The organism is Paenisporosarcina sp. FSL H8-0542 (assembly GCF_038632915.1).
Lineage (GTDB): Bacteria > Bacillota > Bacilli > Bacillales_A > Planococcaceae > Paenisporosarcina.
On sequence record NZ_CP152050.1, the window covers coordinates 2,477,847 to 2,492,156 of the forward strand.

Here is a 14,310-nt window from a genome sequence, read left to right on the forward strand (position 1 = left end):
AAAAATAAAAACAAGGATATAAATCCTTGTTTAAAATAACAGTGTAATTTCACTAACCTGCCCCGTTAGTTCAATAAGACCTAACGTTTATCTAAGAATTTATTTAATTTAATTAGTTCTTCATTCACTTCATTTCTTAGTTGTTGTTCTGATATTTCAAATGAAGTCTCTTGTCCAGGAAGACACTCGTGCCAGTAACAATCTGCTGATTCAAATACCCCATTCAGAATTTCAAATAAGGTTTCGTCCATTCTATCGTCCCATTCAATAAACTTTTTAAGATATTGTGTTTGAAATTCATCTGCGGACGTCTTCTCTTCTAAAAAATCCACCATCATTTGTTTGTATTTGTTTACTTTCATTTTTTACCCCCTTCAAGTGGTGAAATTAAGGATATTATAGCATTCCTTATTAAGCTAACCTGCCCCGTTAGTTGAATAAGGAATTTCACATGAAGATGACCAGGTAGTTTAGGTAGTTATTTTCATGAAGATCTTCCATCTCTCTGCCATGAGTAGCAAAGCATCAATGCTTCTTCTTGAGTAGGGATCCTCACCCTCCTGCCATTCGGGCTCACGCAGAATCTCATGATTAGTTATGGTTTCTAAGGCAGATAACCTTTTTCCAAAAGTACCAATCCTACCAAAACGAGCATCCTCCGCTAATCCAACCACTAAAGGTTTAATGAACTCTTTGCTTTTTATTGTAGCTGCTAACTTGCAGGCATTATATCGAATATCCGTATTATCATCGTTTATCAAACAACTAAGGTTCGGTGCTAATTCACCCCAAAAATTTGAACATAAACCAAGTGCATATAGACCTCCCATTCGTACATTAGGCGAATCATCATTTAGACATTTCAATACTTCTTCCCTTGTTATAAATCTAGGCTGAGTCGATAAAACGGTAATGGCAGCTGTTCTGATTTGGTAGGAAGGTGATTGTAAAAGATTCTTTACAGAGTCAATTTCTTCGATAGGCAACTTCTCAGGTAAGAAAGATAACAGAATATCCAGTTTCTCCGTCTGTTGGTTTCTAATACCTTCTACTCGTTCGGGTATTGATCGTTCTTTCCATTGGACCCATCGCAAATACATGGAATGTCCTGTGTTAGTAACACCCCCCTTTTGGGGATCGAAGGTTAAAGCTTCCGGAGATACTAGACCGGCTTTTAATGAAGCCCATTTATCATTTGTTAGAGATGTCAAAACTAATGCTTCCTTGACCTGATTAGAAGTCCAATCGGGATGTTTCTCCCAGATGCATGCGGCCAACCCCAAAACGATCGGGGCAGCATATGACGTACCCCATTGTCGAACATGATTTGGTGGAGGTTCATCGTCCGTTACCGTAAAATGATTCAATCGCTCTTCTTCTGATTCAAACGGGTACGGCAACACAACATTCATTGCAGGTGCCAAAACATCGGGATTCCATCTGTCTTCAAAGGTAACTCCCTTACTGCCTGGAAATACAATTGCATCTTCTTTCTTGCCATTCTGATGTATTACTATGCCACCAACAGACAAAACAGATGGAGAGATGACGGAACTGCTGACAAGCTCTTTAGTATTTCCAGATGCAACTACCACCAATATCCCTTCCTGAACTAAATCTTCACATAAAATACGAAGTGGATCGGCTTGCCAAGGGAGAAGTCCTGTATCCCGTTGACCTATAACAGTCAAAGCCACTGCTCGAATCCCATTTTCCCTGCCGTTTTGTTTCACCCAATTTAATGAGGCCCCCACATTTTTTTCGATTTCTTCAGGCGTTGAGAGTGGTCCCGTCTCGATTAAATACATATCTGCCTCACTTGCGACCCCAGAATATTTTCCATATGATAACGAACCGGATCCACCAGATGCAGCAGCCGTCCATAACCCATGAGTTCCTTTATTCCATGCCTCTTCACATAATTCCATTTTTACCGGTTCCTGAATAGAAGAATATGGTTTGACCAAATACGTATTTCGATTTTCATTTGAGACAATGTCTGGGTGATAAGGAAATAGCCCATCAATAATAGCTATTTTCACCCCTTTGCCGGTCAACTCCTTTGGAATATCAAGAAAGTCTCTGATAGAAGGCCAATTCATTTATAGTTCCTCATCATAGTTAAAAATAAAGAAGTCCAGGCATAAAAAACCTTGGACTCCTTTTAATAATTCATAATTTTTCCTATTTAATTATATCCTCAATCCTCTTCTTGAACTAAAGCACCCGTTAGTTGAATAAGTCGGTTTAGCTATCAGTATCTAAATCATCATCAAGAAAAGATTTTTTAACATCTTTAATTCCATACTTTTTTTTAAGAAAATCACCAATTATTGAATTGTTAATACCTCTTTGAACTGCTTTTTCAATAACCGCAAAAAGAATAAATAAGCCAACAATATAAAAGATAATATATAGAACAATAGCCTCCATAATAATCCCCTCCCACTAAATCTTACCAAAAAATCTAACTTCTTGTTTATAGCTAACCTGCCTCGTTAGTTCAATAAGAAAATATGCTTTACTGCTTATTGAAGAAAAGCACCCGTTAGTTCAGCAGTTGAAATTCATTAAACCTTTATTTTCCTTTACGTAGAAACTTTAAATAAAGTATTAATGAAATTAGCAATACTATTCCATAAAACCATATTGAACGGTACCAAACATTCTTAAACTCCATCAAAAAACTCATTCCGCCTTGTTCTGGAGGTAAAAGAGAATACACTGACACTTCAATAAATAACATAAAAACAAAAAACAAGAAGAAAATCAGAAAAATCATCCACTTGAAAAATTTGGATTTCATTAAAAGTATCCTTTCTATATCATCGTCATTTTAATAACAATAAAGTATATATCAATGCCATCAATGATGAAAATTTCTAGTATAAATATGATTGTTTTTCACTAACCTGCCCCGTTAGTTCAATAAGAAAAAGGCTTTACTCCTTATTGAAGTAAAGCACTCGTTCCTTTAAGTTCAATTTTTCACAAACTCTTTCAATCACATTAAATTACCATAACTTTTTTAAAAGGAATGATTTTTTGTTAATATGTTTTATCTTTCACATGCCCAGTTGTCTTTATCACGATCCATTTTTGATTGGTATGCACCGTGTCCTTTTGCTACACCATTTGGGTATTTCTTGCGTAACTCAGTACAGTTCTGAAAGATTTCAGTTTTTGCTGGAGTAGTGGGTTTAGGCACTGGTTTGGGTGCAGGAACTACTTTTGGTGCACAACCACCATTTATTGCATTTGCGCTTGACCATATACCTAGTTTTTTACCTTTTGCTGCTTTTTCTACAGCTTGTAATTCTTCCAAATATTTAGTGTTGGGCTTATAAATAGCAACACGAGCCAATCCTTTTTCAAGTAATGTCTTGTTAAACATCACATCATTAATATATATATAAGCAAGCAGCCGACCATATTGATCACGTGTTTCTACTCCTAATTCAACTTTAACCTCTTTATTTAGTAAAGCATTCTTTGTAAAAGCAGAGGCTTCAGCCCCAAATAATTGAACGCATGTTTGGGGTTTTTTCGTTTCTGGAGTGTCAATCAGAATGAAACGAACAGTTTCAGATTTTCCTTTATAATTTAATTTAATCGTATCACCATCAATTACTTCAGTAACTTTCGATTTCACAGCAGTTGCAGGTGGTTTTGCTGCTGCATGAACGATTGATGGTTCATTAAGTGGAGAAAGTGGGGATACAGAGCCGAAAAATAAGGATACAGATAATACTGTTGCTAAAATTGGTTTTAAAAGTTTTGATTTAAACATATAAATTCTCCTCTTAATATGGATTTTGCAGTTAAAAAAATGAGTACTAAATCTTTTTCTTATTTTATTTTCCCGAAATTAATAGATGTCTAATATCCTCCTATGTATGTTATTTGACATAAAAAATAGTCTAATATTTGGATAATATTAAAACAATCGGCCTAATTATTACATAATAACATAAATATCCATTAATCCTTTCAAATCTTGGTAAAAAAAGCACCTATGAGTTAACAAAAGAAAAGAAGTCCATTGAAAGGACTTCTTTTTCTATTGAAATATGTATTTATAATGCCATTTGAAATCATAAGTGACACTCCTTTATTATTTCACTGGTACCAAACATAAAAAAAGAGCATCGATTTTGAATGCTCTCTTCGTCATCCTATTCTATTCGTAATAAATCTTTTCCATTAGTAAGCCATGCCTTTACCTTTTGGTGTTCGGACCGTAGCTGGTCATAATCTTGTTTCAGTTTTTCATATGCTTTTACCAACTCATCATAAGATATCATCGCTTGTTGTAGATGACTGTGAACTTCATTGGGTTTGGATCGGTTCACTCTTTGTATATTGTACTGTTTTCGCAATGTTTTATTCCAACGGAACCCACATGCCTGCTTAGTACGGCCAAGGATTGTTGCGGTTTCTTGATAAGCTTGTAGTTGCGTTTTTCCTTCACGTATAAAAGTTAAAACCGTGTCAGCAAGAACCTTATCATCTTCTACCGTCCAACTATCTTTTCTTGTCTTCTCGTCCAAGCTATCACCCCCGTTTTTACTTACTATATGCAAAAGTAGACCGAACTTTAACATATTAATTGAGGAGTTAAGCCAAATAGCAGGGACAATATGCTAAGAGAGAAAACCTACATCTGTTTTTGTTTCCCAAAAATCCTTTTGACCGTTCAAAATAATAAGCATTTCTAGCGCAGACATTTGAGGAAGATTTTCCAGGAAAGATTGTGCTTCATCAAAATTTGAGAAGGCAAACGCCTGTAGTTCCTCTTTAAACGCCCATCCTTGATCTACAGTTTCTAACATAAATATTCTTACTATCGGACATTTTGAAGTTGGGTGCAAGTTTTCCCCTGCAATTGCGAGTCCAATATCATTTGTCGGGGTGAATATAGTCGCAATGACCTCCATCTCATCCTCGAAATTCTCCGGCATAAATATGTTTACAGCCTCATTATTCATCGTTTAAATTCCTCCCTTATCTGATTATCTTTCACCTATGTAATTGTGTTCAACGTACTGAAATGCTGTGTGCGCAGGGGTTTTACTCGGTTTTTTTCTTGTGTGACGCGTTTTATGTAAGTAGTGTGCTTTCATACGCTTATGTAATTCATCTTGCGGTTTGCTTTTGAGCAGATTAGAAACGAATGTGTGATCAATCGTGTCAGGACCAAATTCATTATTCATGTTTGCAACAACTTTGGCGATGCTTCCTGAATAGGCATAAGCCTTTAATATCTTTTGTACTAATGTCGTTGCTTGATAGTTTTCTACGAAAGACACAAAATCTTCAAGTACCTGGATTTCTTTTTTTGCTGCATCAACTGTTTTTATACTCTTCATTTGTCCTCCTCTACATAAGTTTTATCGCACTTTTACAGTATTCTCCATTTATTAGAGGATTCCCTCTAAAACTAGACCATATAGAATCAAATACCTTCGAGGGCGGTAGCACGAAAGCTCCTAACAAAGCAGCAAACGCTTTGAAAGAAGCTCTAACGTGTCGCTTTCCTCTAAAAAGCACGATAACCACGAACTTTACAGCATCGCCTACATTTCGTAGGTTCCTGTTCTTTTCTTTACGAGGAAGCGAGCCGAAGGGAGTAATTTCAAAAAAAAATGAAGAAATGGAGGTCAGCCCAGTGGCTGCCTTTTGTTGTTGTATTTTTTGCTTTTGTCCTCCGGATCGTACAGATTCCCAACCTGTCTAAGCCCGAAAGAAAGGCAGATTCCTAGGCGTTCGCCCTCCATCTATTTCGGACAAAGACAGGAGCCGACTAACCACCAAAATAACAGTCAAGGGGCGAAAAACTTTTTCACATCACGCTTGCGCAGAAAAACTTTTTACGCTGGTACCCTTGACTGGTCGGCTATTGGATCTGTTCGTCCTTCGTGTCAAAAAATGCAAAAAATAATCCCGTTTGGGACATTTACCGCCCGGAGAACAACACAAAAAAAGGAGCGACACAAATTCTATGACATTACAATTCTCAAAAATCGCTACAAAAACATTAAAATTCAAGAAGAGGTTCGGAATGTGAATATTACGAACATCTTTTTATCCTCAAACAGAAAAATTATCAAGAATTTTTTGAAAATTTACGGATAGGAAAGAAGTTATACAAATAGTTTAATATTTACAATTATCACAATTATTTATATCATTAAAATAATGATTCTAATTAACTAAATATTGAAAGGTGGTGGAACATTGAGTGTTGGGTTAATCATAAAACAAGAGAGATTAAAACAGAATATGAAACAGATAGTTCTCTGCAAAGGAATATGTTCAGTATCATATCTAAGTAAAATAGAGAGTAATTCCTTTCAACCAAGTGACGAAGTACTAGGGTTGCTCCTAAAACAATTAAAGCTGAATCCAAGTGAGATAACAATCGAGGATGAAACAGAAGTTATTACTCATTTATATGAAGTATATAAAACCGCTATTACTAAGAGGGATATAGAAGCTATTAATTGCTTCCTAGTTCAAGCTACTAACAACCCTGTACATTTTTCTAAAGCTTCTAATTATACCTCTTATTTATTACATATCTTCCGTTTGTATTTAATTCTGAACGATGATATGAATGAAATTAGACATTTGGCCACAACCATCCAGTCACTGGATAAATCTCTCAGTGATAAAGAACAGTTTCTTTTAAATTATAACTTGGGGCTATTTCACTATGAGGATAGGGAATATATTGCATCATTAAACCATATGGAAAGAGCCTTAGAATACTTAGAAAGTCGTACCATTAAGGACTGGGAAGTAGCGGATTTTTACAATGCCTTAAGTCTCACATATTATCAGAATCAAGAATTATTAAAAGCATCCTATTATGCTTCATTATCACTACCCATATTTAAGGACCAACTGTTATTTGATCGTGCAGTTGACAATTATATTGTATTAGGAAATATTAGTAAGGGCTTGAAGGATTATGCGAAGGCAGAAAATAATCTATTGATGGCTCAACGTTTAATAGTCGAGTTAAATTTAACGACTAAAGAAGCCATGATATTGCATAATATCGGTTCATTGAATGCTCTAAAGGGAGAAGCAGAAATAGCTATTCACTATTACAGTATGAGCCTAAGTAAGAGGGAAATGGGTTCTGAAAAATACTACCTTACCGTATTATCAATCATCAAAGAATACTCTAAAGAAAAGAATTTTAAGCAAGTTATCCGCTGGTGTGATGACGCTTTATCTTCCCTTGGCAATGTACCTCCTATTAACAAAAGACTGAAGCCGTATTATGTACACTTTACTCTATATAAGGCACTTCATAGTTTCGATGAAAAGTTGGAAAGTATATTAAAGAAAGCAATTAAATTTTTTGAAAAAGAACAGGATTTAAGGCATGTACAAAAATACAACTATTTGTTAGCTGAGTATTATACGAAACACAATAAATATAAAGCAGCGGTTAGTTATTATGAAAAAATAAAAGAGATCAGTTTTTCAAACAAAATGATCAAACATTGGGAGGATTTATAATGAGAAAAAAGATTAGTTTACTGTGCACCGCTTTACTTTTAAGTTTGGGTTTATGTTTACCAGTAAGTGCAGAAGATGATATGCCGGGACCAAAGTCAGTGGATATTGAGCTGATTGTAAAACAATCTATCTCTAATCCTTAAGTTATAATTGAAGCACTCAGAGTTGTCTGAGTGCTTTTGCATTTTTCCTATCAAGTGTAAAAACTCAAAGAAAGACTCAAAACTAGAGGAATAACTTAGAATGTATGGATTATCGTCGGCTAGGACGCGTATGGTACAGCAATTATCAAGTCTTAGAGCTCTTACTTTTCGATATTTTGATTAAATAGAACATCTGTGTAGATAATAACAATAGAAATCCGAAATTAAGTATTAATGCCTCTCCAAAAAACCTAAACCTTTCAAATAAAGAAGTTTGAAAGGTTATTTGGCATGAACAAATAAGTAAGCATGAAATATTTTAAGTTTTCATTAATAAATATTGACAAACTATTGGCTGGTTTAGTCTAATAAACTGATAAATATTTATTGAGGGTTATAAATTATTTGAAACCCTAGAAACTCCGGCAATAAGAAGATCAAACATAAACCCGTAAACGATAATGTTATAAATTTTTTCCTATCGAAGCCGACTCTTAATTCCCAAAGTCCCAGACATACTAAATACAAACCTAACAGTGTACTAATCGATGGTAAAATATTAATATCCATCACGTTTCCCCCTTATTATTAAAAGTCCTAATATTACCTCTTATAGAATGAAACTTAACCTAATTAAAATAACCCCTTCTTTTTTAACTAACCTTCCCCGTTAGTGAAATAAGGAAAGTGGTTTTAGTTGTTTTCCGTTGATAATTGTTCAAGAGTTTCCCACTCAACAATTTTGCCACTTTCTTCTCCATTAACGTTAAAATTGATTTTCACTTTTCGGTCACTCTCTCTCTTTACATCTTTAGTTGAAATTTTAAGTACAATTTTTCCTTCACTATTGATTTCTAAATTATTTATACTTTTTATATCACTTATATCTCTGTCACTATTCCTGTCACCATAAATTCCTGTTTTCTTTAATGGGTCTGCACCAAAAAATTCATACTTTATGCCATCTTCTTCATATGTAATAGGATTATCATCTCTTTTTACCAACTCCATAATAATTCCCCTACCTTTTTCAAAGTAATTTATCCATTAAATATCCAGTAATCGTATGGACTCAATCTTCAACTAACCTGCCCTGTTTGTTGAATAAATTGAAAAACTAACGTTAGTATAGTTAATAGAAGAAAACCTTTTGTTATAAAATACTAAAGGGTCATTATTCCGAATAACTAACACTCCCTTCTTTAAATAAAGCATCCTTTAGTTGAAGATTTATTAAAGCTACCAAGTTAATTCAGGTTCAAATTTAATTTAATCAACAGAAGACAGAAAAGAGTCAACTCTTTTCTGTCTTTTTGTTATTACACCAGTTTCTAAAATCTTGACACCTCTCATCACTTAATCATTTCTCTATTAGTTTAATTTTTTGAACTGGTTTGTTTAAATCGATCATAAGGGCAAGTGTCAGAAGATGATCCTTTTCTACTCCATGTAAACCATGCAATGTAAAGATTTTTTCTATCGCGTATACCTGTATCTTCTTTTGTTTATCGGAATAATAAGCATCATAACCATTGATTCGTATAGGTTCTTCGTCTGGCCCAATTTTTGTTCTTGTCTGCTTATGCTGATTTATATTTTCGGGAAGGTCGACATTCTCAATCATCTCAATTTCATAATCATCTCCACTATATGTTAAGAAAACACTGTAACCATCAGTTGTAGTCCTTCCGGATATTTGAGGTTGTTCTATAAAGGAAGGTGCCACATTTTGAATTTCTAAAGGTAAACTTAGACTCACAAGTAATTCATCATTGATGGCGATGGGGACATCAGCTGAAAGTTCACCATTTAGATCAGCACTAATTGGAATATTCTTTCCTTCCGTGGATTGAAAGGGTTCTTGTTTGGTTAAACCAATTTCTTGAAAAATATAAAAAATTCCTAGACCAAAAAATCCTAATGCAACTGCTATTGTTAAAATTTTTGGCAAGAAAAACATTTTTTGTTTTTGGATTCTATTCCGAACCTTTTTCTGGCTTTCCTCAGAGAACGTCTGTCCTTTATAAACTCCGTTTTCCATAATGGTTCTTAAATCCTCTAATTTATGATTCATTTCGAAAACTCCCTTCTAGTTTTTCTTCGAGCATTTCCCGTCCTCTTTTTAATCTGCTTTTTATTGTATTTTGATTTGTTTTCAACATATGACCGATTTCCACTATTGTAAGGTCCTCGTAATAATACAAAAGAATTACTTCTCGGTATTTGACCGGGAGCGATAAGATACCATCGGCTAGTATTGCATTAATATCCCTGTTTACAAAATGTTCTTCTGGAGAAAGTTCTGGGGATTTTCGAGATGCAAAGAGTTCACTACCGACAATAACTTTTCTTACAAAGTTGGTCCTTAAAACATCTTTACAGCGGTTGATGGTTATTTTGTAAATTAAAGCCTTAATATTTTCAGCTTCCGAGTAATGACTGTAATGTTTATAACAAGTAATGAATACTTCTTGCACAACTTCCTGTGCCATCCCCCAGTCTTTTAAGTAACTGTATCCAACTCGAATCATCTTATCGCCATATGCTGACATTATTTCTTCAACCCATATTTCTTTTGAATCCGAAAGAACTTTATTTTTCATATTGATTAACTCCATTTTGTCACCTCGTTTAAGTATCACTATAACGAGTGAGATTGTTTTTTGGTTGCATAATTAGAAAAATTTTTTAATAAATGGATTGAGCGAAAAAAAACAAAAGTGGAAAATAAAAAGACTGTAGGTGATTTATCTACCACAAACAGTCTTGCTTAAGCAGCACTTTATTATTTAGCCTCATCAACATCATCAATCCCCTTGCGTTGCGCTTCACTGTATTGTTTATTTGATGTAATTTGCATTTTTAGCAACCTTCAGTCCGAATACGGAAATCTTCTGCATCCTATTCGTTTTCGCCATTATAATCGTGTTCGATAAAAATGTCATTGCAGTCATCATCAGAATCCCAGTTATTCGCTTCTTCGGATATCAAAGAGATAATTCACCTTATGAACAACCCTATTACCACAAAAACTCCAACCAAAGGGGCAATAAACTTCATCAGGTGCCATTAAAGAAGAAGGTGATTAACAGTATCCGCATGTATCGCCATGCTAGAAGGTTGTTGCCAATTAGAGAAGCTGGCACAAATGATCCGCTCTTTACCACGAACACTGGTAAGTCCTTTACCCTTCATACTTTTCGCAGCATGTCAGTACTCAGATTAAACAATTAGATTCTAGAAACTACAATGATTTATTGTATTTACGAAGGAACGACATGAGTGTACAAAAAACACATGGGATTTTTATTTTACAAATAAATAGTGGTCCTCTTTCAACTCAAGTTTTAGTAACGCGAAAAAAATTTAGAGATATTGCAGTTATTAATCGTAATCTAAACTATTAATTTTTCAATATTAATATGTTTAATACGTATTTAACTTATAGAATATGGCTATTTGATATGAAAATAGGAAAAATTAAAAAAAGGAGTATGTTAAAGTAAGTATTTTTTTTCTATTTTCCTAAATACCTTTATTAATCTATTGAAACAGGGTTTGTGACATATTAAGAATTATGTAATAATCCAATTGTAAGCTTACAAAATTTTGAATATTTAATCATCTAAATATAATATGAATGGAGAAAAATGAATGAACACAATTAAGAAAATTTTATTTGTTTGTTTAGTTGGCATTTTCGTTTTGGGAGGTTTATCTCCAACAACCTTAGCAGCGGGTAATGAAAACAACGCTGGTTTAAATGGTGCCTTTGATCCTAATAATTTACCGGAAAATGTAACAGCAAGTGAAGTAATGACTTATGATGAAATGATTACTACTATGGCTAAAGATATGGATATTACGAAAGAAGAAGCAATTAAGATAGCGCCCGCTAAAGACAAAAGTGTAAGACAATCCACATTAACTTCAGATTCTTCAAATGCTGTAGCAGCGGCAGCAACTTATAGAACTTTCACTGTTTATTTACAAGAATTTAATAATTCATATGATGGTTATTATCAACCAAGTTTAAGATTCTATTGCGAAACAAGTGAATCTGGTTCGTTTCATGGAATAGTAAAAATTATTAATACTACTTTGAATAGAGATTGGTTTGCGGAGGTCAAAACTTTCACTGGTACTGTATTTGTCTATTTAGAACATGCGGGTAAAATTCATTATATTGTAAATGGAGATTGGTATGACATATCTACTGGTCAATCTTTTTCTGGTGGTGCTTCAATAACTATTGGAAAGAGTATTACCATAAATTTCAGTTCTAGTAAGAGCAACTATTTTGGATATATGGATGAAGCAAGGGATTTTTTCTGGTAAATTCAAACATTCTGAAAAAATGCACATAAATCGGTATACAAACTAAAGGCAGAATCACTTTGAGTTTCTGCCTTTTCATTATTTATTTGCTTTCATTTTTTAAATTGTTCTTATTAATACAAAGGAAGTCTTCAATATGGTAAGGTTCCATTTTAATAAGAGGTTCTGGTAGAATATCTGTATAAATATATGGATAGTCTTGGTCTCCACAAAAGTATTTAGCGTTAACCACAACTACTTCTTTACCTAGAAGCGCATACGCGCCCTCAAGTGCCCCTTGATGTAAATAAACAACTGTCGGATAATTTAGAAACGCGAAACAGATGCCGATCTCTGTTCATCCGTGGCTCCATACCCCATACAGCATCTTCTATTAATTCCTCAAGGAGTTTGGTACGATTTTTGAAATCACTTAATTTCCAATCTTCATTTCTTGCATGATTGCGTTCATATATTTGAACTAATTCCTTTAAACTTTTCAGCAAAGTTCTCCCCCGTTCCATTCTAATTCCGATAGCGTATGTTTACGTTAAATCTATCTATATATAGGAAATGTTCACTGTCTTTTTTAAATCCTTCTTTAGTTCTTTCTGATAGTAAGCTAAGAAATCTCGTATTGGGTATTGAATGAGCTCATCTTTCTGATTAAAGGTAAACCTAGTAGTTGCCCCCCTTATTTAACGGTCTCTTTTATCGTTCCGAACTATTTTGTTTTTGTTTCAATGCGAAAGCTTTTGCTTACGTTCTTTTAATTCCATAAAGTGAATTTCGTTTATGTTAATTTTTTCTGAACTTAAACGTTCAAGCGCTTCCTCAATAATTGCAATCTCGTTGTCGTAGTCTTTGAGTTTTCGATAGGTCATTGCATACGATCTATATAATGCTGGAGCATTGTAGCCGTTGTATCGTGCTATATCAAATAACTCAATAGCGCGTTCAAGGTTACCGGCTTTTCGTTCCTTATTGCCTGTTACCCAATACGGCATACCTCCGTCAAAGCCTTTTTCCCAGTCGTACAGGTTCTCTATATCTTTAAATGGAACTCGATTGTGGATTGGATTAATAAGGAGCTCTTTTGTTGAAATTGTTTCAACTTCGCGAAACTTTTCTTTTAAAAGCTTCCAAACATCAATTAAATGATAAGCTGGTATGTTTCTCCCTAATTTTTCTAATGCTTGCTCTTGGTCTTTTTCATAATTCATCACGTAATCATCACCAATGTATATCCAAGCAGTAACTGATTTTGCATATTTGCTTTTAAGTATTTTGTTGCCGTTTGTTGACAATGTTGCTAGTGTTTCCCCTTGATACTTGTCTAATTTTCCGCAATAAATGATACTAATTTCATCTCGTAAATTTCGAGTCATAAAGACTACCGCTTTTAAATTTTCGTACTTAACTTCATCAAATGTTCTAGATTTTATGCCAAAGTAATGTTCGTCTAACTTAATTTTAACATAAATTTACAATTATCGTACTTAGTAATTTGGAAATGGTCTGTTGAAAAAATGGATATGTAACAAAACTCGTCCTTTTCTGAACACGATACTACTGGTTCTAAAACATATCATTTTGAATCTATTAAATGTAACAAAACTCTGACCAGTATTCTATGTTCAATAACCATTAATAAATAGTCTTATGTTACAATAAATGTAGGATTATTATGGAAATGAGGAATAGAAATGCTAATTGGTTATGCCCGTGTATCAACAGGTTTACAAAACTTGGATTTGCAAACAGATGCACTTAATCAATATGGATGTACAAAGATTTTTCACGATAAGATGAGTGGATCAAAAAAACAACGACCTGGATTAGAAGAAGCGCTTCAAAATACTCGTCAAGGAGATACCATCGTTGTGTGGCGATTAGATCGTCTGGGTCGAAACATGCAAGACTTGATTGACCTCGTCAACACCTTGAATGATCAAAACATTGGGTTTCACAGTCTTCAAGAGAATCTAACTATGGATCGCAGCAATGTTACCGGCCAACTTATGTTTCATCTCTTTGCGGCATTTGCTGAATTTGAACGAAATCTTATTCAAGAACGTTCAGCTGCAGGCCGAGTGGCAGCTAAAGCACGAGGGCGTCTTGGTGGACGGCCAGAAAAATACGGAGTTAAAGATATAGAAATGATGAAGGCTCTTATCGATGGGGGTACACCAATCAAAGATGTGGCTGAAAGATGGGGTGTTTCTCGAACTACCATCTATCGCTATTTAGAACGTAAGTAATAAAAAAAGAGAAAATTATTAAAAAAGTTTTAGCTTATGAGAGTCATTATAATAGA

15 protein-coding genes are annotated in these 14,310 nt (G+C 34.2%); 4 read left to right on the forward strand and 11 right to left on the reverse strand.

The genetic code is table 11. From position 1 onward, the window contains the following. Positions 1–80 precede the first annotated feature (80 nt). The 7 genes from MHH33_RS12770 to MHH33_RS12800 all read right to left on the reverse strand — a co-directional run bounded on the left by MHH33_RS12770 (position 81) and on the right by MHH33_RS12800 (position 5,369). Positions 81–362 (reverse strand): colicin immunity domain-containing protein, encoded by a 282-nt coding sequence (locus tag MHH33_RS12770; protein WP_342541933.1) that lies wholly within the window; start codon positions 360–362, stop codon positions 81–83. 108 nt (positions 363–470) lie between these two features. Beyond that, positions 471–2,102, reverse strand: coding sequence for a S8 family serine peptidase (locus MHH33_RS12775; protein WP_342541934.1), 1,632 nt, complete (start codon positions 2,100–2,102; stop codon positions 471–473). A 145-nt stretch (positions 2,103–2,247) separates the two neighbouring features. Further along, a complete protein-coding gene (locus MHH33_RS12780) occupies positions 2,248–2,433 on the reverse strand; it encodes a hypothetical protein (RefSeq protein ID WP_342541935.1) in 186 nt (61 codons plus the stop codon). Between the two features lie 625 nt (positions 2,434–3,058). Further along, positions 3,059–3,790 carry a thermonuclease family protein gene (locus MHH33_RS12785; RefSeq protein WP_342541936.1) on the reverse strand — a complete coding sequence of 244 codons (732 nt, stop codon included), beginning with the start codon at positions 3,788–3,790 and terminating at the stop codon, positions 3,059–3,061. A 385-nt stretch (positions 3,791–4,175) separates the two neighbouring features. Beyond that, on the reverse strand, positions 4,176–4,550 hold the full coding sequence (locus MHH33_RS12790; RefSeq protein ID WP_342541937.1) for a transcriptional regulator: 375 nt from the start codon (positions 4,548–4,550) through the stop codon (positions 4,176–4,178). A gap of 93 nt (positions 4,551–4,643) precedes the next feature. Then, entirely contained in the window at positions 4,644–4,988 is a 345-nt protein-coding gene (locus MHH33_RS12795) for a hypothetical protein (RefSeq protein WP_342541938.1), read from the reverse strand. A 24-nt stretch (positions 4,989–5,012) separates the two neighbouring features. Then, the gene (locus MHH33_RS12800; protein WP_342541939.1) at positions 5,013–5,369 is read right to left on the reverse strand and encodes a hypothetical protein; all 357 of its coding nucleotides are present in this window, start codon (positions 5,367–5,369) and stop codon (positions 5,013–5,015) included. Positions 5,370–6,237: 868 nt separating this feature from the next. On the opposite strand from MHH33_RS12800, the gene MHH33_RS12805 reads away from it, so the two are divergent. Together MHH33_RS12805 and MHH33_RS12810 are read left to right on the forward strand one after the other, a co-directional pair. After that, positions 6,238–7,533: a helix-turn-helix transcriptional regulator gene (locus MHH33_RS12805; RefSeq protein ID WP_342541940.1), complete on the forward strand. Its 1,296-nt coding sequence runs from the start codon at positions 6,238–6,240 to the stop codon at positions 7,531–7,533. Then, positions 7,533–7,676, forward strand: coding sequence for a hypothetical protein (locus MHH33_RS12810; protein WP_342541941.1), 144 nt, complete (start codon positions 7,533–7,535; stop codon positions 7,674–7,676). The genes MHH33_RS12805 and MHH33_RS12810 overlap by 1 nt, the downstream gene beginning before the upstream one ends. Positions 7,677–8,369: 693 nt before the next feature. Here the strand turns inward: MHH33_RS12810 and MHH33_RS12815 are convergent. From MHH33_RS12815 to MHH33_RS12825, 3 genes are all read right to left on the reverse strand, one after another. Continuing rightward, the gene (locus MHH33_RS12815) at positions 8,370–8,687 is read right to left on the reverse strand and encodes a hypothetical protein (protein ID WP_342541942.1); all 318 of its coding nucleotides are present in this window, start codon (positions 8,685–8,687) and stop codon (positions 8,370–8,372) included. 349 nt (positions 8,688–9,036) lie between these two features. Beyond that, entirely contained in the window at positions 9,037–9,750 is a 714-nt protein-coding gene (locus tag MHH33_RS12820; RefSeq protein ID WP_342541943.1) for a hypothetical protein, read from the reverse strand. Continuing rightward, entirely contained in the window at positions 9,740–10,279 is a 540-nt protein-coding gene (locus MHH33_RS12825; RefSeq protein ID WP_342541944.1) for a sigma-70 family RNA polymerase sigma factor, read from the reverse strand. Before MHH33_RS12825 ends, MHH33_RS12820 begins: the two co-directional genes overlap by 11 nt. A gap of 1,051 nt (positions 10,280–11,330) precedes the next feature. Here MHH33_RS12825 and MHH33_RS12830 point away from each other — a divergent pair. Continuing rightward, on the forward strand, positions 11,331–12,014 hold the full coding sequence (locus MHH33_RS12830; RefSeq protein WP_342541945.1) for a hypothetical protein: 684 nt from the start codon (positions 11,331–11,333) through the stop codon (positions 12,012–12,014). Positions 12,015–12,733: 719 nt separating this feature from the next. On the opposite strand, the gene MHH33_RS12835 is transcribed toward MHH33_RS12830, so the two are convergent. Beyond that, positions 12,734–13,381, reverse strand: a complete 648-nt coding sequence (locus MHH33_RS12835; RefSeq protein WP_342541946.1) for a hypothetical protein — start codon at positions 13,379–13,381, stop codon at positions 12,734–12,736. 318 nt (positions 13,382–13,699) lie between these two features. On the opposite strand from MHH33_RS12835, the gene MHH33_RS12840 reads away from it, so the two are divergent. After that, entirely contained in the window at positions 13,700–14,254 is a 555-nt protein-coding gene (locus MHH33_RS12840) for a recombinase family protein (protein WP_342541947.1), read from the forward strand. Positions 14,255–14,310: the final 56 nt, after the last annotated feature.

Excerpts from the sequence above, each read along its gene's own strand:
- MHH33_RS12770 (WP_342541933.1), bottom strand. The coding sequence starts at position 362 with ATGAAAGTAAACAAATACAAACAAATGATGGTGGATTTTTTAGAAGAG.
- MHH33_RS12775 (WP_342541934.1), bottom strand. The coding sequence starts at position 2,102 with ATGAATTGGCCTTCTATCAGAGACTTTCTTGATATTCCAAAGGAGTTG.
- MHH33_RS12780 (WP_342541935.1), bottom strand. The coding sequence starts at position 2,433 with ATGGAGGCTATTGTTCTATATATTATCTTTTATATTGTTGGCTTATTT.
- MHH33_RS12785 (WP_342541936.1), bottom strand. The coding sequence starts at position 3,790 with ATGTTTAAATCAAAACTTTTAAAACCAATTTTAGCAACAGTATTATCT.
- MHH33_RS12795 (WP_342541938.1), bottom strand. The coding sequence starts at position 4,988 with ATGAATAATGAGGCTGTAAACATATTTATGCCGGAGAATTTCGAGGAT.
- MHH33_RS12800 (WP_342541939.1), bottom strand. The coding sequence starts at position 5,369 with ATGAAGAGTATAAAAACAGTTGATGCAGCAAAAAAAGAAATCCAGGTA.
- MHH33_RS12810 (WP_342541941.1), top strand. The coding sequence starts at position 7,533 with ATGAGAAAAAAGATTAGTTTACTGTGCACCGCTTTACTTTTAAGTTTG.
- MHH33_RS12815 (WP_342541942.1), bottom strand. The coding sequence starts at position 8,687 with ATGGAGTTGGTAAAAAGAGATGATAATCCTATTACATATGAAGAAGAT.
- MHH33_RS12820 (WP_342541943.1), bottom strand. The coding sequence starts at position 9,750 with ATGAATCATAAATTAGAGGATTTAAGAACCATTATGGAAAACGGAGTT.
- MHH33_RS12825 (WP_342541944.1), bottom strand. The coding sequence starts at position 10,279 with ATGAAAAATAAAGTTCTTTCGGATTCAAAAGAAATATGGGTTGAAGAA.
- MHH33_RS12830 (WP_342541945.1), top strand. The coding sequence starts at position 11,331 with ATGAACACAATTAAGAAAATTTTATTTGTTTGTTTAGTTGGCATTTTC.
- MHH33_RS12835 (WP_342541946.1), bottom strand. The coding sequence starts at position 13,381 with ATGACTCGAAATTTACGAGATGAAATTAGTATCATTTATTGCGGAAAA.
- MHH33_RS12840 (WP_342541947.1), top strand. The coding sequence starts at position 13,700 with ATGCTAATTGGTTATGCCCGTGTATCAACAGGTTTACAAAACTTGGAT.